Annotated in this window: 16 protein-coding genes and 1 pseudogene; 9 read left to right on the top strand and 8 right to left on the bottom strand. The window is 56.7% G+C overall.

Features of this window, described 5'->3' with window-relative positions:
• Positions 1-110 precede the first annotated feature (110 nt).
• Entirely contained in the window at positions 111-398 is a 288-nt protein-coding gene (locus tag LB558_RS16230) for a hypothetical protein (RefSeq protein WP_224698639.1), read from the top strand.
• A 137-nt stretch (positions 399-535) separates the two neighbouring features.
• Here LB558_RS16230 and LB558_RS16225 read toward each other — a convergent pair whose 3' ends face one another.
• Positions 536-1,189 (bottom strand): outer membrane protein, encoded by a 654-nt coding sequence (locus tag LB558_RS16225; RefSeq protein ID WP_224698470.1) that lies wholly within the window; start codon positions 1,187-1,189, stop codon positions 536-538.
• Between the two features lie 670 nt (positions 1,190-1,859).
• Between LB558_RS16225 and LB558_RS16220 the strand changes: the two genes are divergently transcribed.
• Positions 1,860-3,140: a tyrosine-type recombinase/integrase gene (locus tag LB558_RS16220; protein WP_224698469.1), complete on the top strand. Its 1,281-nt coding sequence runs from the start codon at positions 1,860-1,862 to the stop codon at positions 3,138-3,140.
• A 128-nt stretch (positions 3,141-3,268) separates the two neighbouring features.
• On the opposite strand, the gene LB558_RS16215 is transcribed toward LB558_RS16220, so the two are convergent.
• From LB558_RS16215 to LB558_RS33205, 4 genes and pseudogenes are all read right to left on the bottom strand, one after another.
• On the bottom strand, positions 3,269-3,829 hold the full coding sequence (locus tag LB558_RS16215) for a hypothetical protein (protein WP_224698468.1): 561 nt from the start codon (positions 3,827-3,829) through the stop codon (positions 3,269-3,271).
• A 464-nt stretch (positions 3,830-4,293) separates the two neighbouring features.
• Complete coding sequence (locus tag LB558_RS16210; protein ID WP_224698467.1) at positions 4,294-7,386, bottom strand: hypothetical protein; 3,093 nt, start codon at positions 7,384-7,386, stop codon at positions 4,294-4,296.
• Between the two features lie 142 nt (positions 7,387-7,528).
• Positions 7,529-8,206, bottom strand: coding sequence for an endonuclease/exonuclease/phosphatase family protein (locus tag LB558_RS16205; protein ID WP_224698466.1), 678 nt, complete (start codon positions 8,204-8,206; stop codon positions 7,529-7,531).
• A gap of 779 nt (positions 8,207-8,985) precedes the next feature.
• A pseudogene (locus LB558_RS33205) lies at positions 8,986-9,099 on the bottom strand (hypothetical protein); the annotation flags it as partial.
• Positions 9,100-9,454: 355 nt separating this feature from the next.
• On the opposite strand from LB558_RS33205, the gene LB558_RS16195 reads away from it, so the two are divergent.
• The 3 genes from LB558_RS16195 to LB558_RS16185 all read left to right on the top strand — a co-directional run bounded on the left by LB558_RS16195 (position 9,455) and on the right by LB558_RS16185 (position 11,432).
• Positions 9,455-10,030: a tyrosine-type recombinase/integrase gene (locus LB558_RS16195; protein ID WP_224698465.1), complete on the top strand. Its 576-nt coding sequence runs from the start codon at positions 9,455-9,457 to the stop codon at positions 10,028-10,030.
• A gap of 9 nt (positions 10,031-10,039) precedes the next feature.
• Complete coding sequence (locus LB558_RS16190) at positions 10,040-10,663, top strand: hypothetical protein (RefSeq protein WP_224698464.1); 624 nt, start codon at positions 10,040-10,042, stop codon at positions 10,661-10,663.
• 190 nt (positions 10,664-10,853) lie between these two features.
• A complete protein-coding gene (locus tag LB558_RS16185) occupies positions 10,854-11,432 on the top strand; it encodes a hypothetical protein (RefSeq protein WP_224698463.1) in 579 nt (192 codons plus the stop codon).
• Positions 11,433-11,555: 123 nt separating this feature from the next.
• Here the strand turns inward: LB558_RS16185 and LB558_RS16180 are convergent, their stop codons facing one another.
• On the bottom strand, positions 11,556-11,822 hold the full coding sequence (locus LB558_RS16180; protein WP_224698636.1) for a helix-turn-helix domain-containing protein: 267 nt from the start codon (positions 11,820-11,822) through the stop codon (positions 11,556-11,558).
• A gap of 186 nt (positions 11,823-12,008) precedes the next feature.
• Here LB558_RS16180 and LB558_RS16175 point away from each other — a divergent pair, with 186 nt between their 5' ends.
• From LB558_RS16175 to LB558_RS16165, 3 genes are all read left to right on the top strand, one after another.
• Complete coding sequence (locus LB558_RS16175; RefSeq protein WP_224698462.1) at positions 12,009-12,557, top strand: DUF805 domain-containing protein; 549 nt, start codon at positions 12,009-12,011, stop codon at positions 12,555-12,557.
• Between the two features lie 583 nt (positions 12,558-13,140).
• The gene (locus LB558_RS16170; protein WP_224698461.1) at positions 13,141-13,413 is read left to right on the top strand and encodes a hypothetical protein; all 273 of its coding nucleotides are present in this window, start codon (positions 13,141-13,143) and stop codon (positions 13,411-13,413) included.
• 379 nt (positions 13,414-13,792) lie between these two features.
• Positions 13,793-14,179, top strand: a complete 387-nt coding sequence (locus LB558_RS16165) for a DUF3768 domain-containing protein (protein ID WP_224698460.1) — start codon at positions 13,793-13,795, stop codon at positions 14,177-14,179.
• A gap of 827 nt (positions 14,180-15,006) precedes the next feature.
• Here LB558_RS16165 and LB558_RS16160 read toward each other — a convergent pair.
• A complete protein-coding gene (locus tag LB558_RS16160) occupies positions 15,007-15,279 on the bottom strand; it encodes a hypothetical protein (RefSeq protein ID WP_224698459.1) in 273 nt (90 codons plus the stop codon).
• 894 nt (positions 15,280-16,173) lie between these two features.
• Here LB558_RS16160 and LB558_RS16155 point away from each other — a divergent pair.
• Entirely contained in the window at positions 16,174-16,806 is a 633-nt protein-coding gene (locus tag LB558_RS16155; RefSeq protein WP_224698458.1) for a helix-turn-helix transcriptional regulator, read from the top strand.
• Positions 16,807-17,081: 275 nt separating this feature from the next.
• On the opposite strand, the gene LB558_RS16150 is transcribed toward LB558_RS16155, so the two are convergent.
• Entirely contained in the window at positions 17,082-17,741 is a 660-nt protein-coding gene (locus LB558_RS16150; protein WP_224698457.1) for a hypothetical protein, read from the bottom strand.
• Between the last annotated feature and the right edge of the window lie 462 nt (positions 17,742-18,203).

Here is an 18,203-nt window from a genome sequence, read left to right as displayed (position 1 = left end):
TTCCGCTTTCGCCATCAGCGGACGCCCGGCGCCTTTTCGACGTTGAGCCTTTACAGAACGGTGATGCAGGAATATTATCCTAGATGGGGCGACTCTTAAAAGGTGTCGCAATGGCTCGGTCAAAACCGCAAAAGCGATTATCACAGACTGAAATCGAGGGCTTTCTCGTAGCGGCGGAAGCGCTGCACCTAAGCATCATCAAGCCGTTCATATCGCCGCATTGCGACCACTACAGACAGACGCGCGTCCTGCATGAGGTGCTGTTAACGGCGGTGCGGGAAGTCACCGGGAAGGATGCTGCGTTCATCAGGTGGAATTTGACCGGCCCAGCACGACAAGAGCCGGAGCACCCGGCAGAAGAGCCGCATAGCATGGTCCCAAACGGACGAAGGGCCTGAACCGCGAACTATTTGCGATCCAGGCCCCTAGCCGTCGGGTTCTTGGCGACATTGCGCCCGCGGAAGGCCAACCACAAGCTGGACCTTGGTCTTGCCATTCCTGCGGAGGGCGTCAACGTCGGAGACGCGCTGGACAGTTAGAATTTCATCGCGATGCCGACGCGGAAATCGTGCGTCTGAAGCGTGTGTTCCAGCGTGCATCCGCCGCCGCAATATTCAAGCGACTTCTTGCCAAAGAAGGAGAAGTCGTATTCGCCTCGCAAGAACACATTGTGTGTGAGTGCGACGTCGATGCCTGCTCCAACAATACCACCGACCAAGGTTGCATCCCGCTCAGCGTTTCCACCTGGGTAGAATGTCTTCAGCTTTGCGGCGGTTACACCAGCCGTGACAAACGGCATGTAGGCTCCCATATCCATGCCAACGCGACCCTTTACGGATCCGAACAAACCTGTGGAGGCGTCGAGAACACCTGGGCCTGGAATATCGTCGAAGGTGTTCTTCTTAAAGCGGTAGCCAAGCTCGCCTTCGACGCCATAGACAATCTTGCCGGATTGGAAGTTATAGCCTGCAAAGCCGCCGACCGCTGCCGAGCCGACGTTGTGCGTTGCGCTAGCCTGGGCGCCCGGCTCATAAATCTTGTAGTGTTCCAACGTTCCGGCGCCGAACACGCCGGCGTATGGCCCTTGCCACGTCCATTCAGGGGTATCGACAGGAGCGGTCATCATATCGGCAGCGATGGCCGGAGCCGCCGAAAGCGCAACGAATGAAGCGAGCAAAAAAGCTTTCATGAAATCCCCATCAAAATCGCCAAGCGCTTTATATCGATGAGCCTGCAACTTTGTATGTAGCTAGGAAGTCACACCTGTAGCCTAAGTTGCCGCGCCTGAATCCGGCGACTAGGTATCAGAATGGGCGGTACAAGCAGGCATCCCGCGAAGAGCTCAGGACTTCCGCGGCCGAACACCGGCGCCGCCACAATTCTCTGGGATGAACTCAACGCCGGCGAGGAATGGTGTCAAGTTTCGACGCGGGTATTGTCCAGAAATTCAGAGAGCGGAGCGTGGAAGGTGCCGTTCTAATCTCCAATAAATCCCGCTGCCGCACAATAGCGGGCTTTACACATGGTGATGCTCCGGGGCGGATGTTCCCGCCCGTAAGTGCATGATTTCCAAGATGGATCAGGCAGCAGGTCGAACTCGGCGACAATATATTAACTGCTTGGATTTACTGCGATGCTCGCACCTTGCTGGTGCCCCCGGACGGAATCGAACCGCCGACCTTCGGTTTACAAATTTTATGCCACAGTACCCCAAGGGGTAACAGTCCATCACCTGCAAAATGGCATAACCCATAAATTTCAGACAGTTGATTACATGGGAGCACCGGTTTGCATAACGGTGCTGAACGGAGTATCACTTACCCCTGGTTACCCCTGGTGTTACCCCGGAGCCAAAACCGATGCCAAGCCCGATCCCTGGGCAGTTCAAAAAAGCCGCTGCGTTCATCAACAATTTGAAACCAGCGACTGCACGGCAAGAGATACCCGACAGCACCCAATCTGGGCTCTATCTGGTGGTGCAGCCGAGCGGCGCTTTGTCTTGGGCAGTGCGGACAAAGATCGACGGCAAGGCGTCCAAAGTGACCATCGGACGCTATGACGAAGTGGGCAGCGCCGACGACCGCATTGGAATCCTCATTTCGTCGACGCAGGCGTTGAATGTCACCCAAGCCCGCATCATTGCTGAACGCGTTCGCAACGACGCAAAGCGCGGCAACGATCCTCGGCAACAGAAGATTGACAGGACGGGGTTGGCCGCTTGGTTCGATGACTTCGTTAAGACCGCTCGTACCCAAGGCTTCAAGGGCAGGGCGGTCAAAGCCTCGACCGGTGATGAATACGAGCGCATCATCGCGACCAATATCAAGCCCCACTGGAACCACGTCACCGACATCAGGACCCTTGACTACCGTGACATTGAAAAACTCCTGTACAAGCTGACGCCCGGTGCTCGCCGTAACGCCTTCGCGGTTCTTTCTGCATTCTTCCGTTGGAAGCCAGTAGCGCGAGCGATCGGCCGCAACATTATTGAGCTTGCTACAGCACCGGGCAAACCGATCAGCCGCGACCGCGTGCTAACGCACGACGAAATCAAGATTGTTTGGAAGGCGGCAGAGAAATGTGGTTATCCCTTTGGTCCCATGACCCAACTGCTGTTGTTGACCGGCCAACGCCGGGACGAGATTGCCGAACTCAAATGGTCCGAAATTTCTGACGATCTGACCGCGATCACGCTTGAAGCATCGCGAACTAAAAATTCCCGCCCCCACATCGTACCAATAGCACCGCTGGCTAAGACGATCATCAAGGCATTGCCTAGGATCGCAGATGCAGACGGGAAGCCTTCGGAATACGTCTTCACGACGACCGCTACCACACCATTCAGCGGCTTTAGCAATGGCAAGAAGGCACTGGACAAGCATTGCGGCGAACCGGCTTTGCCCGAATGGCATCTCCACGATCTACGCCGCACCTGCGCGACGGAACTCGCGAGGCTTGGAATCAAACAGGAGGTCACCGAGGCAATCCTAAACCACAAAACCGGTAAAGTGAGCGGCGTTGCCGCCATCTATAATCGCTACGAGTATCAAGAGGAAAAGCGCGACGCTTTGGAACAATGGGCGAACCGTGGGCAAGCGATTACCGCGAATAACGTAACAATGTTGAAAAAGTCGGGCTAGACCTGGAAGTGGGCCGCATTCTCAGCTTCGCGCATGCTCAATTTTCGGGCTTCTGTAGGAACGCCAGACGGCGGAGCGATTGGATTGGCGCCCCTACGACGACGCCAGTGGTAGTATGTGCTTTTGCGCTAATCTTCGGCCGGGTCGGTCGTTCGTAAGCTTAATCCTTGGATCCAGTGCGCGCGGTTACTCTGCCTCTCGTGTATCCCTAAAAAAAGGGATCGTCCGCTATTCACCAAAGCAAGCGCGTCACTGGCAAAGCGCGGGGAAACAGGAAGCCACGCTGTCCAGCGTGGTTCGCCGCGCACCTTGTCGATCAGTCCCATGCCTGACGGGGGATCGTAGATAGGGATTTGCTTGCCGCGGTATGAGCGAAACTTCAGCGAGCCACGCCCGTCTCGCGCCTGTACGTCTTTGACCATTGCCGCACTGCGCCGCAGATCCGAATGCGAACCGTATATCGTCAGCTCATAAGCTTCGCCCGCCCGCCGGTCTGGGTATGTCGCCACACCGCCGAATGTCAGTTCGACGGTGGTCCGATAGAGCGGAGAGTCATTATCCAAATCCCAAGCATACTGAGGCTGATATATACCGGGTTCGATGCGAGTTTCGAGGCTCGCCTCGCAGTGGTCCACTTTGATGGCGAGATGCGTATGTTTGTCTTCGGGCGGGTGCTTCCTGCGAGACACCGGATCGTTCACCTTGCCAATGATTACGGTCGCTCGTCCGATCCTAATCCCAATGTGGTCGTTCTGAAGGCAAGATGTTGCGCTGCAGATTTATCCAATCAGTTTCCCGCCATTCTGGTACCGCAGACCGGCCCATTCAGTCTGAGAGCAAGGAATTCGCGGAGGGTTCAGCGGTAAGCCGGTTGTTTACACCGAAGATGTCGGCGGTTCGAGCCCGTCATCGCCCACCATATAACCATTTGATTTTACTGTACAAATCCCGTTTGCCAGACTTTTAGATTGAACGAAAATCTGCGCCTAGCAACAGACTAGCAACTTCCGGGCTGGATTGAACCGCATTTTGCAGGCTGTATGCAGGGTCGCGATCGGCCAGCCGGCTTGTCTCCTTGAAGGGTTATCTCTGAGGATCCGCCCGAAGTGACTGCACCAGCTTTGCACGAGAGCGCGTTAGTCGCCCATCGTGGCTACCGCACGACCCAGCGGCTTTCGAATGCCCGGCTGGTTTGCCACGTCGACAACTGCTCAGAGGAGCTTGCGCAGGTCGCAGCAACCGGGTCTCGGAGCCTACTGAACTCATCGTCTATCAGATAGCCGATCGCGAAACAGTCCTGCGCATATTCGCCTCGCAACGCGTTCTTCGACTTGGCGATGATTTGCACGAACACCGCTTCTGCGCGCCGCCCCTGCCAGTTTGCCGTTCCATAGTCCAGCAAGGTCCCATCATAGTCTTCCACTTCCCAACCGTCCTTGAGGCGATCGTTCTTCCATTGGGCTATGCTCGGAAACAATGATGCGAAATCGCCGTCGGCTGCGTGGCCTCGAATGTAAGCCTCCCCCATGCCCGAGAGGCGATTGAATGCCGCCTTGGCTTCCTCCGAATAGCGTGCGCGCAAGTCCGCTTCAGCTTTCGCACGCACCGCTTCGGCATCCTTCGCTTGTTTTGCGGCCACTGTCTGCTGCGCCTCTTGCTGCTGCTGCTTGGCGGCAATTTCGCGCTGGCCGGCCGCTTCGGCCTCGCCGATCGCCTTTTGCGCCGCAGCGACCTCTTGGTCGTCCATCCAAACGGGCAACACCGCGTATGTGATGTGCGCCTTATCGAGCGCCTGTAAGAGTTGCTTCAAATCGGCGGCCTCCGCATAGACCAAGCCGCAGTCCTGTTTCTGAATCCCCACGAATGCCCGTTCGAGCGACATCACCGAGGGGGACACATCGGATCGGAGGTATCTCGCAAGCGCAGAGCTTTTGGACGCAAAGAGATGTAGATGAAGAGTGAGCGTTTCCTGTTTCCCGGCCACGCATAGTCCGTCGGCGCCATTGTCCAGCTTCACAAACCCGAATCCTGACCGCAGGCCTGCAGTGATTTCCTTCTTGATCTCCTCGGCGGTTTGGGCGTCGCGTTGCGATTCGTTGCCCACGTCCGCCCAGGCAATCAATTCGAGCAGTTTCAAATCCTGTTTTTCGAAAGCTTCGACAAGAGTGGACGCTTGGACAACGTCGCTTTGGAGGAAGCGGCCGCGCTCAAGGACAATGACGTCCTGCCCAAGCATCGGGGTGCCATTGCAGTTTGCAGCCGCACTGACTTTCTCGGCGCCGACACGCCGGAGAGCCTCCACCACGCGAGTTTCGATGTCCGGTGTCACTGGAGCCCCGCCCTGCCAGCAATAATTGGCAACCCCACCATCGAATGCGGTTTTGCCCAGCAGATCCAGAACGAGATGCGGAGCCTTCGGAGTGAAGTTGCCGAGAAGCAAGATATCCTTAGGATCGCCCTCCAGCAGCGAGCGGTTCTCGGCGGTGAGTGCAAGGCCGTTGCGCGCCTTTTGAACGTCGGTCGGCTTTTTCTCTTCACTCGCGGGCACGTAGGCGGCCAGCATCTCGGAAAGGCCCAGCCGCTCCAATGCCGCCTTGGCTTCCTTCTGGCCGTTGAGGATCCGAGAGTCCTGACCCGAGTCTCTCGCGTCAGCCAACGAGGACTGCAGGGCAAGCAACTCTGCCACGTTGTCGCTGAGCAGGTTGCGCGCGACATATTGCTCGATAAACGCTTCCATCCGCCGTATCTCAGCCTCAGCAGTGGCTCTGGCGTTCGTCTTAGCAATGTCCTCAGAAACGCGCTTTCCCTCGAGGAACTTCTGAAAGTCAGCTTCCGCGCCCAACAGTTCTTCCAAATGTGTCAATGCCTGGTCGATCGGGCGGAAGTCGGTCGCATCCTTTTGCTGTTTTAGCGCAACGAATGCCTTGGCGACATCGAGCGGTTTGGTCAATTCCCGCTTAGATTGCATGAAGGCGGTAAGATTCTCGATCAATGCGGCAACGCGAGCGTGTGCGGTTTCCAGCGCGAGCCGACTGCGCTCCGCCTCCGCCGCAACCCGCCTCGCCTCCTCATCCGCCGCAATCTTCTGCCGCTCGGCCTCCGCGTTCTTGGCAGCCTCGGCGGATAGAGAAGCGACCACCTTGTCTGAAGCTGAGTCGGTCTGCTGGCAACTTGCTGCTGCGTCTGACCATGTCGAACGCAGCACATCCAAGCCACACTGATAGCGCTTGATCGCCGCATCGACGGCCGCGACATCCTGCAGAAAGGTCCCGGCGCTCGGCACCGCTGCGGTGCCGGCCACTTCCGTCCCCAGAGTACCTGCGGCCAATTCGGCCCGACGCGCCTGGAGCCGTCGACCGAGCGCTTCGAAGACCGCTGCCACGTCGGTGCCGCGCGCCCCGACTGAGACAGCAAGCAGGCAAGAATCCAATCCAGCAATCAAATCGCCATCGCGCTTCTTGCACGCTGCGGCGGCGCGCTGATTTGCTTCGTAAGCGGCGCGATCCGCAAGTCCAGATCTGACGAATTCCCGATACTCGTCGCGCTCGGCGAACCCGGCCGCTTTCGCAGCGGCGAACTCGGCGGGCTCAACGAAACCGCCGCGGTCCGCCGCGCGGAAATCATCGGCGTGCTTGAACCCGGAACGCTGGAAGGCCGCGAAGGAACTTGACATCTGAAATCCGGCTTGGTGCGCTGCCGCCATTTCGGATGCGTTGGAGAACCCGCCCGCCTCCGCGTCGACCAGTTCCTTCCTCGAGCCGAAGCCGCCCTGAGACGCGCGAGTCATCTCGTCGCGACTGCGAAAACCTGCGGCGGCATAGTATTCAACCTGCCCAACATCGGCGTCGGTAAGCGAGGGTGAGGGTATTCCAAAAGCGGCGGCGAATGCTGCCTCTGCCATTCGTGTGCCGGCTCCTCGATCGCCGTCGATCTTGGACTTGTAGAAGCCAAGGGCGCTCAGCGCCGTCTGCATTCGTTTCGTAAGCGCGATCTCGCGCTCCCTTTCGGCATCAATACGGGCTTGCTCCTCTGATCGCTGCCGCTGTTCCTCTAGCGCCCGTTGCTTTTGTTCATCGCTGCGCTGCCGCTGAAGTTCCTGCCGCTGCATATCATTCTCGATAACGCGGCCCATCAGGTTGAAAATGGGATTCAGGTTCTGAGACAATGCTGGGACAGGTATTGCAGCACAAAGACAAAGAGCCACGACACCAATGCGGGTCGCGGAATAATCCGACCACGGCTTCATGAATTAGGTCCCCACCCAGTTATTTTTGCAGATTACAAATCTTGCCCGAGTCCGCAATACTGGGGACGCGAATATTCAGCCTGCGTGACAAAATGGTTTCCAAAAGCATCTCGCAACCGCAGCGCTACAGCCAAATCCGAAGTCATGGTCTGACTGAGACACTTGCAGTGTCCAATCCAACTCTGACGGCCACCCCGAAGTGATCGCCTAGTTTCCGACCGTTAGCATCGTACTCGTCAATTCCTTGGATCGACAAAGGCTTGAGGTCGGCACTTAGAGCAATATGGTCGATTGCGGGCCGGTCAACTCCCTTGATTTGACCGTCGGTGCAAATCACTAGGTCATTAAGTGCTTCAGAAAGGGCGAAACTCGCCTCTAGCGATCCCCAGATACGGGGCACAAACTGGTTGTAGTCCCCAAGGACTACCGTAGGCAGGCGCGGGCCCGTCGAACCAATGATCTGTCTAAGGCCTGCTAAGAACAATACCTGCTGCGACCAGGCCGGACACCTTGGCGACAAGCCCATAGGCGAAGCGAGATGATACGGAACGCAAACTCCAAGTACTCTGATCTCTCCCAAAGGCGTTCTGGTCGTCGCAGCAATAAAACCACCGCTTTGTAGGTCCTCGTTCCCTATACAGTCGATATCGGTCCACGGCATACCGCTCCACAGCACCACCTTTCGCTCCAGCGGCGTTTCCTTGGACCAGGAGACCCCATTGACTGAGATTTCAAAGCCGCCCAGGTCTGCAGTCGACCCTTCGAACGCCTCTGTTAGGCAAATCACAGCTGGTGAAAGTGCGGCAATGCGCTCCATCATCGTCCGAGCCTGGCGTCCATGGGGGGCTGCCGTTCAATGTTCCAAGTCACTAAAAGTGCGGATTGCATAGCTAGTGGCAGTTCTTTCTGGAAAACCGGTGCCTTGGAGATTATTGCCATGTGCCACATCGAGCATCAATGACCACGTTCGACACAGCGAGGCAGGCGTGCTGGATGTCGAGAAATATGGAAAAGCGCGACGCGCTCCGCCGACGTGAGCGGCAGCGCCGTCCGCTTCATGGGCATGCAACTGGCGACGACGACGCCGCGCGGAACAACGCAGAGATCGGCTGCGTGCCTACCCGTCTGTTTGGCTTATAAGTTCCGGGCCTTGCAGACCGCTTCCGCGACACGCAGGGCACCTGATGATCGTTGACCCCCCTTTGCAGTCCTCCCTGTGAGCCCCCTGTGGGCAACAGGTCCCGTTTGAGGCCAACCATTTACTGCAATCGAAAATCTTGCCGGCGCCGAGACACCGCCGACACCGAAAGTTTCTGAACCCTGCCAAGCGCCACCTGCCAACTCATCGGAAAGGCAAGAACGCAGACAGTCAGAATTAGCTTCACTAATCAATCGTCATCGGCGCCGGAGAATAAGCCCCAGCCACATCTTCACAGAAGTCCCGAAATCACGTGGACCAGGTGGGCAACCCGCGTACCAAGGCTAGTTGTGAATGCGCCGTCGTTGGTAGCAAAGTCCCAACCGAAGAATGCTGCCCAGCAAAAAAGCAGAAGGGAAAAACGCATTCGTGAATGCTAAATTAGGCGTATTGAGAAAACCTCAAGAGGTGGATGCTCTGTGACCGTCACTCCGCAGCCGTACACGGCCGCCATTGTATGAGATGAGTTCGACGCCGGCAGACTTGACAGCGGCGTCCGTGGCCTCGATCGCCTCCGCCGAGCCACCAAACGCCGTCTAGCGCCGCGCAAGACAACTGCGGCGGTAATCTGCTCCGGCTTGCCGACGTCCTCCGGGCTGATGTTTCAACGTCGGACTTGATGTTCGGATTTCCCAAAGCATCGATGGCTCCAGGCAGAACGACGTTGGCGCGTAAGCCACGCCACAGTCAACGAGCCCTCAGTTGGAAGTCATCAAAATAGACTGACGATCAATTCGTTAAACGATATGGGCGGCGGAGGACGATGTCGATTCCCAAGCCTCCACGGGAGTGCGCAGGCGCATTTCGGCTTGAAAATAGGATTAAATGCCTATAATCTAGAGTTGTCCCCACCCCTGGAGCGCAACCCAAATGTCTGGTCGTCAAGCCAAGGTCGTCACCGATCCTATGCTGCGCAAAATGCTCTCGTATATGCGCAAATCTCCGCATCCCATCCGGAATCGGGTGATAATCTTGCTCTCCTGTAAAGCCGGGTTGAGAGCTTGCGAAATCGCCGGTCTGGAGTGGTCCATGCTCCTTGATCCAAAGGGAAGGATTGGGAACCTGGTCGTGATCGAGGACCGTATCGCGAAATGTCAATCCGGGCGCCGAATTCCGCTCCATCCCAGTCTCAAGGGAGCGCTGTCTTTGTTGATAGAAGAACAGGGTTGCGACGGCCCGGTGATCCGCTCGAGCCGCGGTGGCGCAATGAAGCCCAACAGCATCGTCAATTGGTTTGTCGAACTTTATCGCGCGCTGAACTTTGAAGGATGTTCATCGCACTCGGGACGCCGGACCTTCATAACGACGGCAGCAAGATCCGCGCACCGCGCGGGAGGCTGTCTTCGCGACGTGCAGCTCCTCGCCGGTCACCGATCTCTATCAATGACCCAGACCTACATCGACGGCGATACCGATGCACAGCGCCGCATCGTTTCCATGATCTGAGATATCGCTATGTCTGACCGAAACGAAGTGGTTCGCGGGCCGATCCTGCGCGCGCGGGTTTTGAGGATTCCTGTCGCCGAGAACATCCTGGCGCCGTTTAATCAAGGGGATTTGGATAGCCTTTGCGGCGTCTATTGCGTGATGAACGCTGTCCGATTTCTGTTCCCGGAGCTTGGACGCGAGAAATCGATTGGTCTGTTCCAAGTCCTCTCGGAGAGCCTGACAGCGAACAGCGTGACGGCCCATGAGACGGTCGGGTTGGGGATCGAAATCCCTACAGTCTACGCCCTTGTCGAGGCCGCCTGCGGTTATTTTCAAGAGGTCGTCGAGGAACCAATCAGCATGGCCATGTTGACGTCGAAAGTCCGTCGGTTCGATGATCTATGGGCCACGTTGCGCGAAGCCCTGCGCGGCAACCAGGTCGCCATCATCGGTCTATCTGGTCGCCACGATCATTGGACGGTCGCCTATCGAATGACCGCGAGAACGATCCGGTTGTTCGACTCCGACTCGATGAAGGTTTTGCAGCGCGCGCGGTGTTCGCTTCGCGACCCGAGAGTTCCTTACCAGATCGATCCTGACGAGATCATTCTCATTCGAAGGGGAGGGGTAGTTGATAGTAAGATCCAGTAGAAACTCTGGTGGTCATTCTATCGCTACCAGTTTGGTCCGGACGAGATCATTCTCCTCCGGAGGGCAGAGGCGGTTGGTAGTAAAATTTAGTAGAAATCGCGGTGATCGTTCACTCAGTGTGAAATGTCACTTTTACACTGAAAGGGCGGCGCTAGGGACCGATCACGCCGACCAAGAACGGAGCCGATAGGTGACCCTTGAGGAGTATCTCGGTTATCGACAACGGGTCGTCGAACTCGATCCGGACGCGATGAAGAAGGTCGAGACAAAATCCGCTCCGATCGACGCTACCGATTTTGCCCTCAGGGTTTCGTACGTCATCCTCAACAGTGGAATGAGGTGGACGGTCGCCCGGGACATCTGGTCCCGAATGAAACCGGTCCTGATTGAAACCGGAGAGGTGGGGGACACGTTTGGTCACCCTGGAAAGAAAAAGTCCGTCAACCAGGTGATGTCGAAACGAGCCGAATATTTCGAGGAGTTTCGGACGGCCTGGCAAAATGGACCTGACGCGGTGATCGAGTATTGTGAAACCCTTCCACATATCGGAGGGATTACGAAATATCACCTGGGAAAGAACCTGGGTGTCGACGTTGCGAAACCCGACGTTTGGTTGGAGAGGGTCGCTGCAAGGTCGGGCGAGACGGTTCACGAATTGTGCGGACGATTGTCCGATAGGTCCGGAGATAGTGTCTCGAAGGTCGACTATGTGATCTGGAAAGCCTGTCAGCAAGGATGGTGGCGGGAGCAGGGTCATACAGAGACATAGGACCCGGAAGAAAGATAGCTTTAGGGGAGTGGTTCCGAGAGGTACCCTGGGTGACGGTCATACCGGAGGCGGAGACCGATTTTCGCCCTGGCAGGGCAAGACACCGAGCACGTCCTCGACTCTCTAACCCTTCCTGGGCTTTCTCCCGGACGACAACGGCAAAGGCGGCCGAGCCCCCTTGGCGGGCTCGATCAAAAGAGCCGCGGCAGGTACACCAAGGACAGTTGCCAAAGCGTTCAACATGTCAATGGTGACGTTCTCTGAGCCTCGCTCAATTCGACCGACGTAAGATCGATCGACCTCTGCCGCTAATGCTAACCGTTCCTGCGACAAACCCTGTTCTGCCCGGAGTTTGCGGAGATTCCAACCAATGATCTTGCGCACATTCATTGTGGCAAGAAAGCAATACAAACGGCTTGACAATCGACGGACTGACAGTCTCGTATTTAATCGTGAGATTGCTTCCGTCACTGGCGATCGGTTCGCGATCAACCGTAGTGGAATAGAAATGGGGCCGGACCCGTTTTAGCGGGACGGCGCGAATGATGCCGCATGTGGCATTGCAAGGGGGCATCTATGGAAGAAATGATCTTTCACTATCAAGACGCAATTAGAAACTATTTCACGTTCTCCGGACGCCTTAGCAGGAGAGGTTTTTGGTTGTTTTATCTCGCTGCTAATATCATTTTGATACTGTCTGCTTCTATCGACTCCAAATTGGCAGCTGGTGGGCTGATTTTCAACTTAGTAGCGTTATTTCACATCATTCCTTATTTTTCGGCGCTTGCCAGGAGGCTGCATGACGCCGGTTATGCGACGTGGATGTTGATCCCGTGCGTGGTCCCGCTGATTGCAATACTCTATGCGTCGGCGGTTTCGCAGAAAGGCCCCAACAGATTCGGGTCTGAGCCTGTTCCTTACTCGCGTGAGGTGTCCCAAAATTCGACCGCTAAGCCGAGACAGCCGAACGTAAAGCCCAGTAGTGACAAACCTAGTGAACCCCCGATTGAAAAGCTTGAGCGGCTTACAGCTTTGCGAGACAAGGGTGCGATAACGGACGCGCAGTTCGACGAGTTGAAGCGCCAACTGCTGGGCACGACGCCGGTTCAGGGGCGGGCTCTATAGCGGATAAGGCTGCGCATGGGTGAGGGCGCCACTGTGAGATGCTGCTTTCACCCGGAGAAGTCCTCGGCGAGTGATCGAGCCAGTCGGGGAGCTCGACCTCGATGTCATTGATCTGGTCGGAGCCGATCCGGTGCGATGTCCAGGGACGTCGGGGAGTCGGATAAGCCTCCGTTCCAAGGTCGGAGGCTACTCGACCTACATTTGACATTGTTGACTTCGTCGCCTTTCAGAACTTTTCGGCCTTGAAAATAGGAATATAATCCTTTATTCTGGGGGAGGGTACCCAGGAAGTCGGGCGTATTGACCAACACTCGCCTGAACCAGTTCATCCAAAGTGAGCTAGCGACTCCAAAAAGGAACTGAATGGGACCTGACCGACAATGGGCCGGCCAGATAGGACCACTCGTTGTCAAGAAAGGGGACATTTCATGAAGAACCAGAAGCCAGGGATGGTCTGTCGTAGAAGTCAATGACATCAGCTGGATCGCTGGACGAGACCGTCCTCGAGACTATGCAACTGAACGACGACCTGAGGGTCTGGCGCCTCGGAGGACCGTCGTCATTACCGCGAAAGGATTTGACGATGGCTGAGCTGCAAACCTTTTCCGTCCTGATCGCGTGGAACGATGACGACGAGCTGGGAGAATTTGGCGATATCGTCCGCGCCGAATCTCCCGAAAAGGCGGAACGCGTTGTTCGCGCGCGCATGATCAAATCGCATTGGCGGGACCATCGCGACGCGGCAATCGAAACGCATCAGGAGTCGCTCAGTGGGTACGACGACGGCGAGGGCACGTATTTTTGGCCGCGTGCTCGAAAGCGCGCCAGGCGCCATCTGGCGCGCTGCCGAACTTGAAAAGGCGTTGCGCGCCCTGCGAGATGTAGCTGCCTGGGATGAGGGCAGCGACCGGATCGCTTTCGACGCCGCTTTGGCGAAGGCCAACTCGGTGCTGGCCGAATCGACGGCTTGTGAGGCGTGATTCCGGTCAGTCATAGTCTTCACCGGCTTGAGCATAGGTAATGCCTGTATCCTAATGATCCGGAAGAGGAGCGCTCGGCCAGGAGGTCAGGTGAGGTCGTCACTTTGAAAATGGATGTTGTCGGTCAGACGCTCGATTGAATCCCTCCGACCGAGCCGACTAAGCACTCTAACCCAACAGGGAACTCGAAACCACGAACTGACCGGCAATGGGCCGGCCAGATAGGACCACTCGTCTTCAAGAAGGGGAGATATCATGAAGAACCAGAAGCCAGGGATGGTCTTCGGGGAAAGTGAGCAGATCAACCAAGGTCTCGACGGAGCCGCCCTCAAGATCGGGTCACTGAACGATGATCTGAGGGTCAGGCGCCTTGGTGGGGTTGTCGTCATCACAGATGGGATCGCTGCCCTTGGACCCTCAACGACTACGGAGATCATCTCGGCCATAACCATCTTTGATAGGTTCACTCCCGAGAATGATCCCTACGGCGAGCACGACTGTGCGGTGATAACTGTGAGCGGGATCAAGGTGATTTGGAAGATTGACTACTACGACCTAACCCGCCGTTATCACTCCAGAGATCCATCTGACCGAAACGTTACATCAAGAGTGATGACGATCATGAGGGCAGACGAATACTAACTGGCGTCCCCGGCGGCTCACTATGAACGTTCTATGCTTGAGTGTCGGGAAGGAATGGCAGCTTTGCGCCCACTTTTTGGTCAACGCGAGGCCTTTCGCGATTACCCCGAAGCAGACGTTCAAGGCTGCTTACGAGGGCGGGTACCATTCGGCTATGACCTCAGCCAGCCTTCCGCTCGCGATGTGGGGAGCGGCCAACTCGAACGGCAAGAAGCCGAGACCGATGTCAGGATCGCCAAGTGCCTTTTCGAGGAATGACGATTGTCAAGCCGACGCTGAGCAGGCAAATCTCCGCAAGACTAACTGCTACTTTAAGCGATCGATGTCTGATATCTGCCTAATCCACGGTATCGCGGGAAACCTGCTCGAGTTTTTTTGTTTCGGCTCGCGGCATTTAGGTATTTCGGCCTCTACGCGGCAATCAATTTCGTATTCCTGCCCATCATCTTCAGTCTCCCCATCGCTGTCGGCTGGTAGGGCCTTCTTTTGCGTTTTGTCGCTTTGCATGCGGGACGGCTGGGCTAAGAAGCGCAGCTAACTTCTCGGCAGTTTCGCTGCGTAACTGGCCGGGTTTACCGAGCTCCAGATAGCGACAGCGCTCCAAAAGCAGCGCCCATTCCCCCAAGGCGCAGGCGGCGCTCTGCCGAGTTGGGGCGGGCCATCGCCATAAAAGTGGGATCACTTGGGTCAGAAACAATTTTCATACGGGAGTACGACAAAGCCGGTCGGAAAAACCTGTCATCGTCATGCTGAGAGGATAGCGGGCGCCATCTCGAGACAATGGCGGGCCAATCGGCCGCGCCATTCACTCGGTGATGGAGGCAGACTTAATGCTGGCCGCCCAGGGTATTCACGTTCGCGCAAAAGGCGGTGAATGGCTGCATTACCTCACCTGCGCATTCACCCTTCATCTTTGCCTGCTTTTCGACTGGCATTGAGAGGAAGACGCGCTCAAACTCCTCCCGGGGCTTCATAGCTTTCATGCTAGAATCGGTAAAGAACGCTGTCATAGTTTCTGGCTCATCCAATATGCCGGCCAGAGCTTGACCGCAAATCGAAAGAGTAAATGTTGCACAGATACAGATAGATTTGATGTTCATAGGGAAAATCCTCTCTAGTTGGACAATACTCCAACGATGATCACGTTGGAATGCCCAAATTAGCATCTTCCTGGCTGCTGTATTTTAGATAGGCACGGGCTTTGCCGATCTGCACGATTGTGCGGCTTCTGAATCTGTTTACTCCGCTTGTCTCTCACCTCGTGGATCAATTTTGATACTTAGGCACATCGGAGCAAAATGAATCCCGCCTACGACTTGCTGGACGTAGGTGGCAAGAACTTGGTTCAGCGTCGATTCGAATAAGGCGCCTCACTGTCGGCGGCGCACATCGGCCTCGTTATCCATCAGGGCGGCTGCTTGGTCGCCAACCTGCTCCGACACTGTTCGTGATGGCAATCGGTAGGCGTATAGGGCCGCGTCCCCGGCAGAGCCCATAAGCGTGCCCAAAACCCAGGAGCGTGGGGTGTCGGTCCGAGTGCCAGCGAAGCGGAGCACATTGGGAAAGAGTGCGCCGATGATCCCGGAAGAGGGTGTAGGTCTTAAGACCGGTGATCCTGTACGGATATCGTTGCGATTGTATCTAGGTAGTGGAGGTTTGAATATACGATTTAGCCTGGCGAACGCCGGTAGAGTTGAGCGTTTTGCTTGGCCAAATAATCTGGGCCCGTACTCGCCGAGGTAATCCCGGATGGGTTCGGAGCAAGCGCGATAGCCAGTGGTCTATTGGTTCCGCCGCCGCCTCAAGCCAAGCTTCGACCGCCGCCTGGGACCCTCAGGAAACACAGGTTTCATGAAAGGCCCAGGCAAATGGCTACTCAACCGCTTGCAAATTTTCCGGGACCGATGGCTCCTGTTGGTCTTCTGGTACCGAACGCGGTGCGGGAGGTTAACCGGCTCCAACCCACGACGGCAGCGGTGACGGCCAGGCCGAGCATGTTGCCGCAGGCGGCGGGCTCGACTTCCAGTAACGACGTTCCGTACGTGGATGTGGTGTTGTCAATCTCGGCGAGGCGCTCGGGCTGTGCCACCGATGGCGCAGGTTTCACCAGATCGGTGGCATCAGACGGTATGCCGTTCGATCCGGTTATTGAACGGCTACTTTCTCAACTTGAGGAGGCTGTCAGGCGCGAAGATGACGGCGTCCACGGAGACGCCATTCTCCACGCCATCCTAGCTCGCTGGCTCTGGCTGCGACCGCTGTCCGCGGCCCAGCAGGAGGCCAACAACGGCGCATTGCCCAAATGGAGGCTGAAGCGGGTGACGGCCTATGTTGATGAGCATATCGGTGAAGCCATTTCGCTGGCGGATCTCGCTCGGGCAGCAGGCCTTAGCCGCATGTATTTCGCCGCGCAATTCAGGATAGCGACCAGTCTACGTCCTCACGAATATATCCTGCGTCGCCGCATAGAGCGGGCCAAGGACATGCTGATCAAGACCAATGACACGCTCGTCGAAATCGCGTTCGACGTGGGCTTCCAGACCCAGGCACATTTCACTACGGTCTTCAAGCGCTTTGCCGGCACCACGCCCGGCCGCTGGCGCCTGTCCAACCGCCTGGATGCTTGAGGCTTCCGGCCGATCGCCCGTCAAATGCTCCTACCCACAGCGGGACACCTGCACGGGACAAGCGCGAGGTGGAAGACCGTGGACTCATTGCTCGCCTAAAGTAATGACCTCGGCGGCGCCGTTCGGCCGATCTGCTTTCTGAAGTTGAGACTGCGAAAGCCCTCCAAGCGTTCGCTTACAAACGGCTATTCACCGATCAAGGAGGTGTCGCCATCAAGGCTTCCATTCCGTCCCGAAGTTTTTGCGAGCGCTTAGAGGAGGGCAGTACAACTTTTTCATCGCATCGCATTTGTGCTCAGAAGCCGACGGAGTGCCAACGCAATTCCCCTAAGCGGAGAGGTCCGGCGCGGCAATACTGGCAGGCCATTTGCCAAAACGTGCACGCTTCCCCGCGGGACCGATGGTGGCCAGCCAAAGCCTTCTGGAATGTTCCCATCGGCGACGAAGGGGTAAGGCGCGTACAGCAGCGCGACAAGTAACCGTTTTACCGAAAAATCGTCGCCGCGCGTCGGCAGAGCCATGATCGCGCACCGCCAGATTTCTCCATCGAGTGCCCAGGTCGCCCTGCTGATTGCTGGCATCCTTGTTGCCGCGGCGCGAACGCAGACGCGACGGAGGTGGCTGCGGCTGGGCTGGGGGAGAGCCGACAATCGGTCTGCGAGACGCGCGCCACCGCAAACTATGTCCAACGCCGCACCCCACTTCGAAAAGACGAAATCGGCACCGTGCTCGATCAAGATCGCTTCCGCCAGATACGGTTCGAGCACACCGAAATCATTAGGAGAAAAATTGCTCTCCGTTCGTCCGGTGGTGAGCTCGAACCTGGCGGCCCAAGCCTCGACAATGGAACGCACGGCAACCTTAAGATCGCAGTCTTCAAGCCAGATGAAGGGGCTTTCGTGCTCATTTGCACGATACTGATCCAGGTGGGCCATTTGTCGCTCCGACTTGAGAGTAGACTTCCCGTCCTAAGTAGACCCTGAGAGCCAGAATGTATTGCATTTGAAACCGCTGTTTTCCAGAATGAACGGTTTGCCTAACACACCCGAGGCCGCGCATTTCGCTCTCGAAGGGCTCGCGCAGGATTCCTCTTGGCTTCCAGCCTAGCGGCCGCCGGCGACGTCAACCGGATAACCTTTCGCCCGGCAATATGGAAATCGCTACCGCGTTCTCAAAAGACGCCGCGGCTCCTTCCAGAGAAATATCGCATCAGCCCAGGACATTCACGCGGTCCACGTCGAAGCCAGGCCTTGTCGCTGCCCCTCCCCGGCAAGAGCCTATGATGGAGATCTCGTAGTTCCCCCCTGCGAGATACCGTATCGACGAGCGAGATTTCGAGCGATGTCCTGGGCACCTTTTTGGGAATAGCCGGAGGTTCTAAGCGGATCGATGTAGGG

The sequence above is a fragment of the Mesorhizobium sp. CO1-1-8 genome, from assembly GCF_020164875.1.
In the GTDB taxonomy this organism is placed as follows: Bacteria; Pseudomonadota; Alphaproteobacteria; order Rhizobiales; family Rhizobiaceae; genus Mesorhizobium.
The sequence above is the reverse complement of the archived record's forward strand: the minus strand, read 5'-3'. Positions and strand labels throughout refer to the sequence as shown.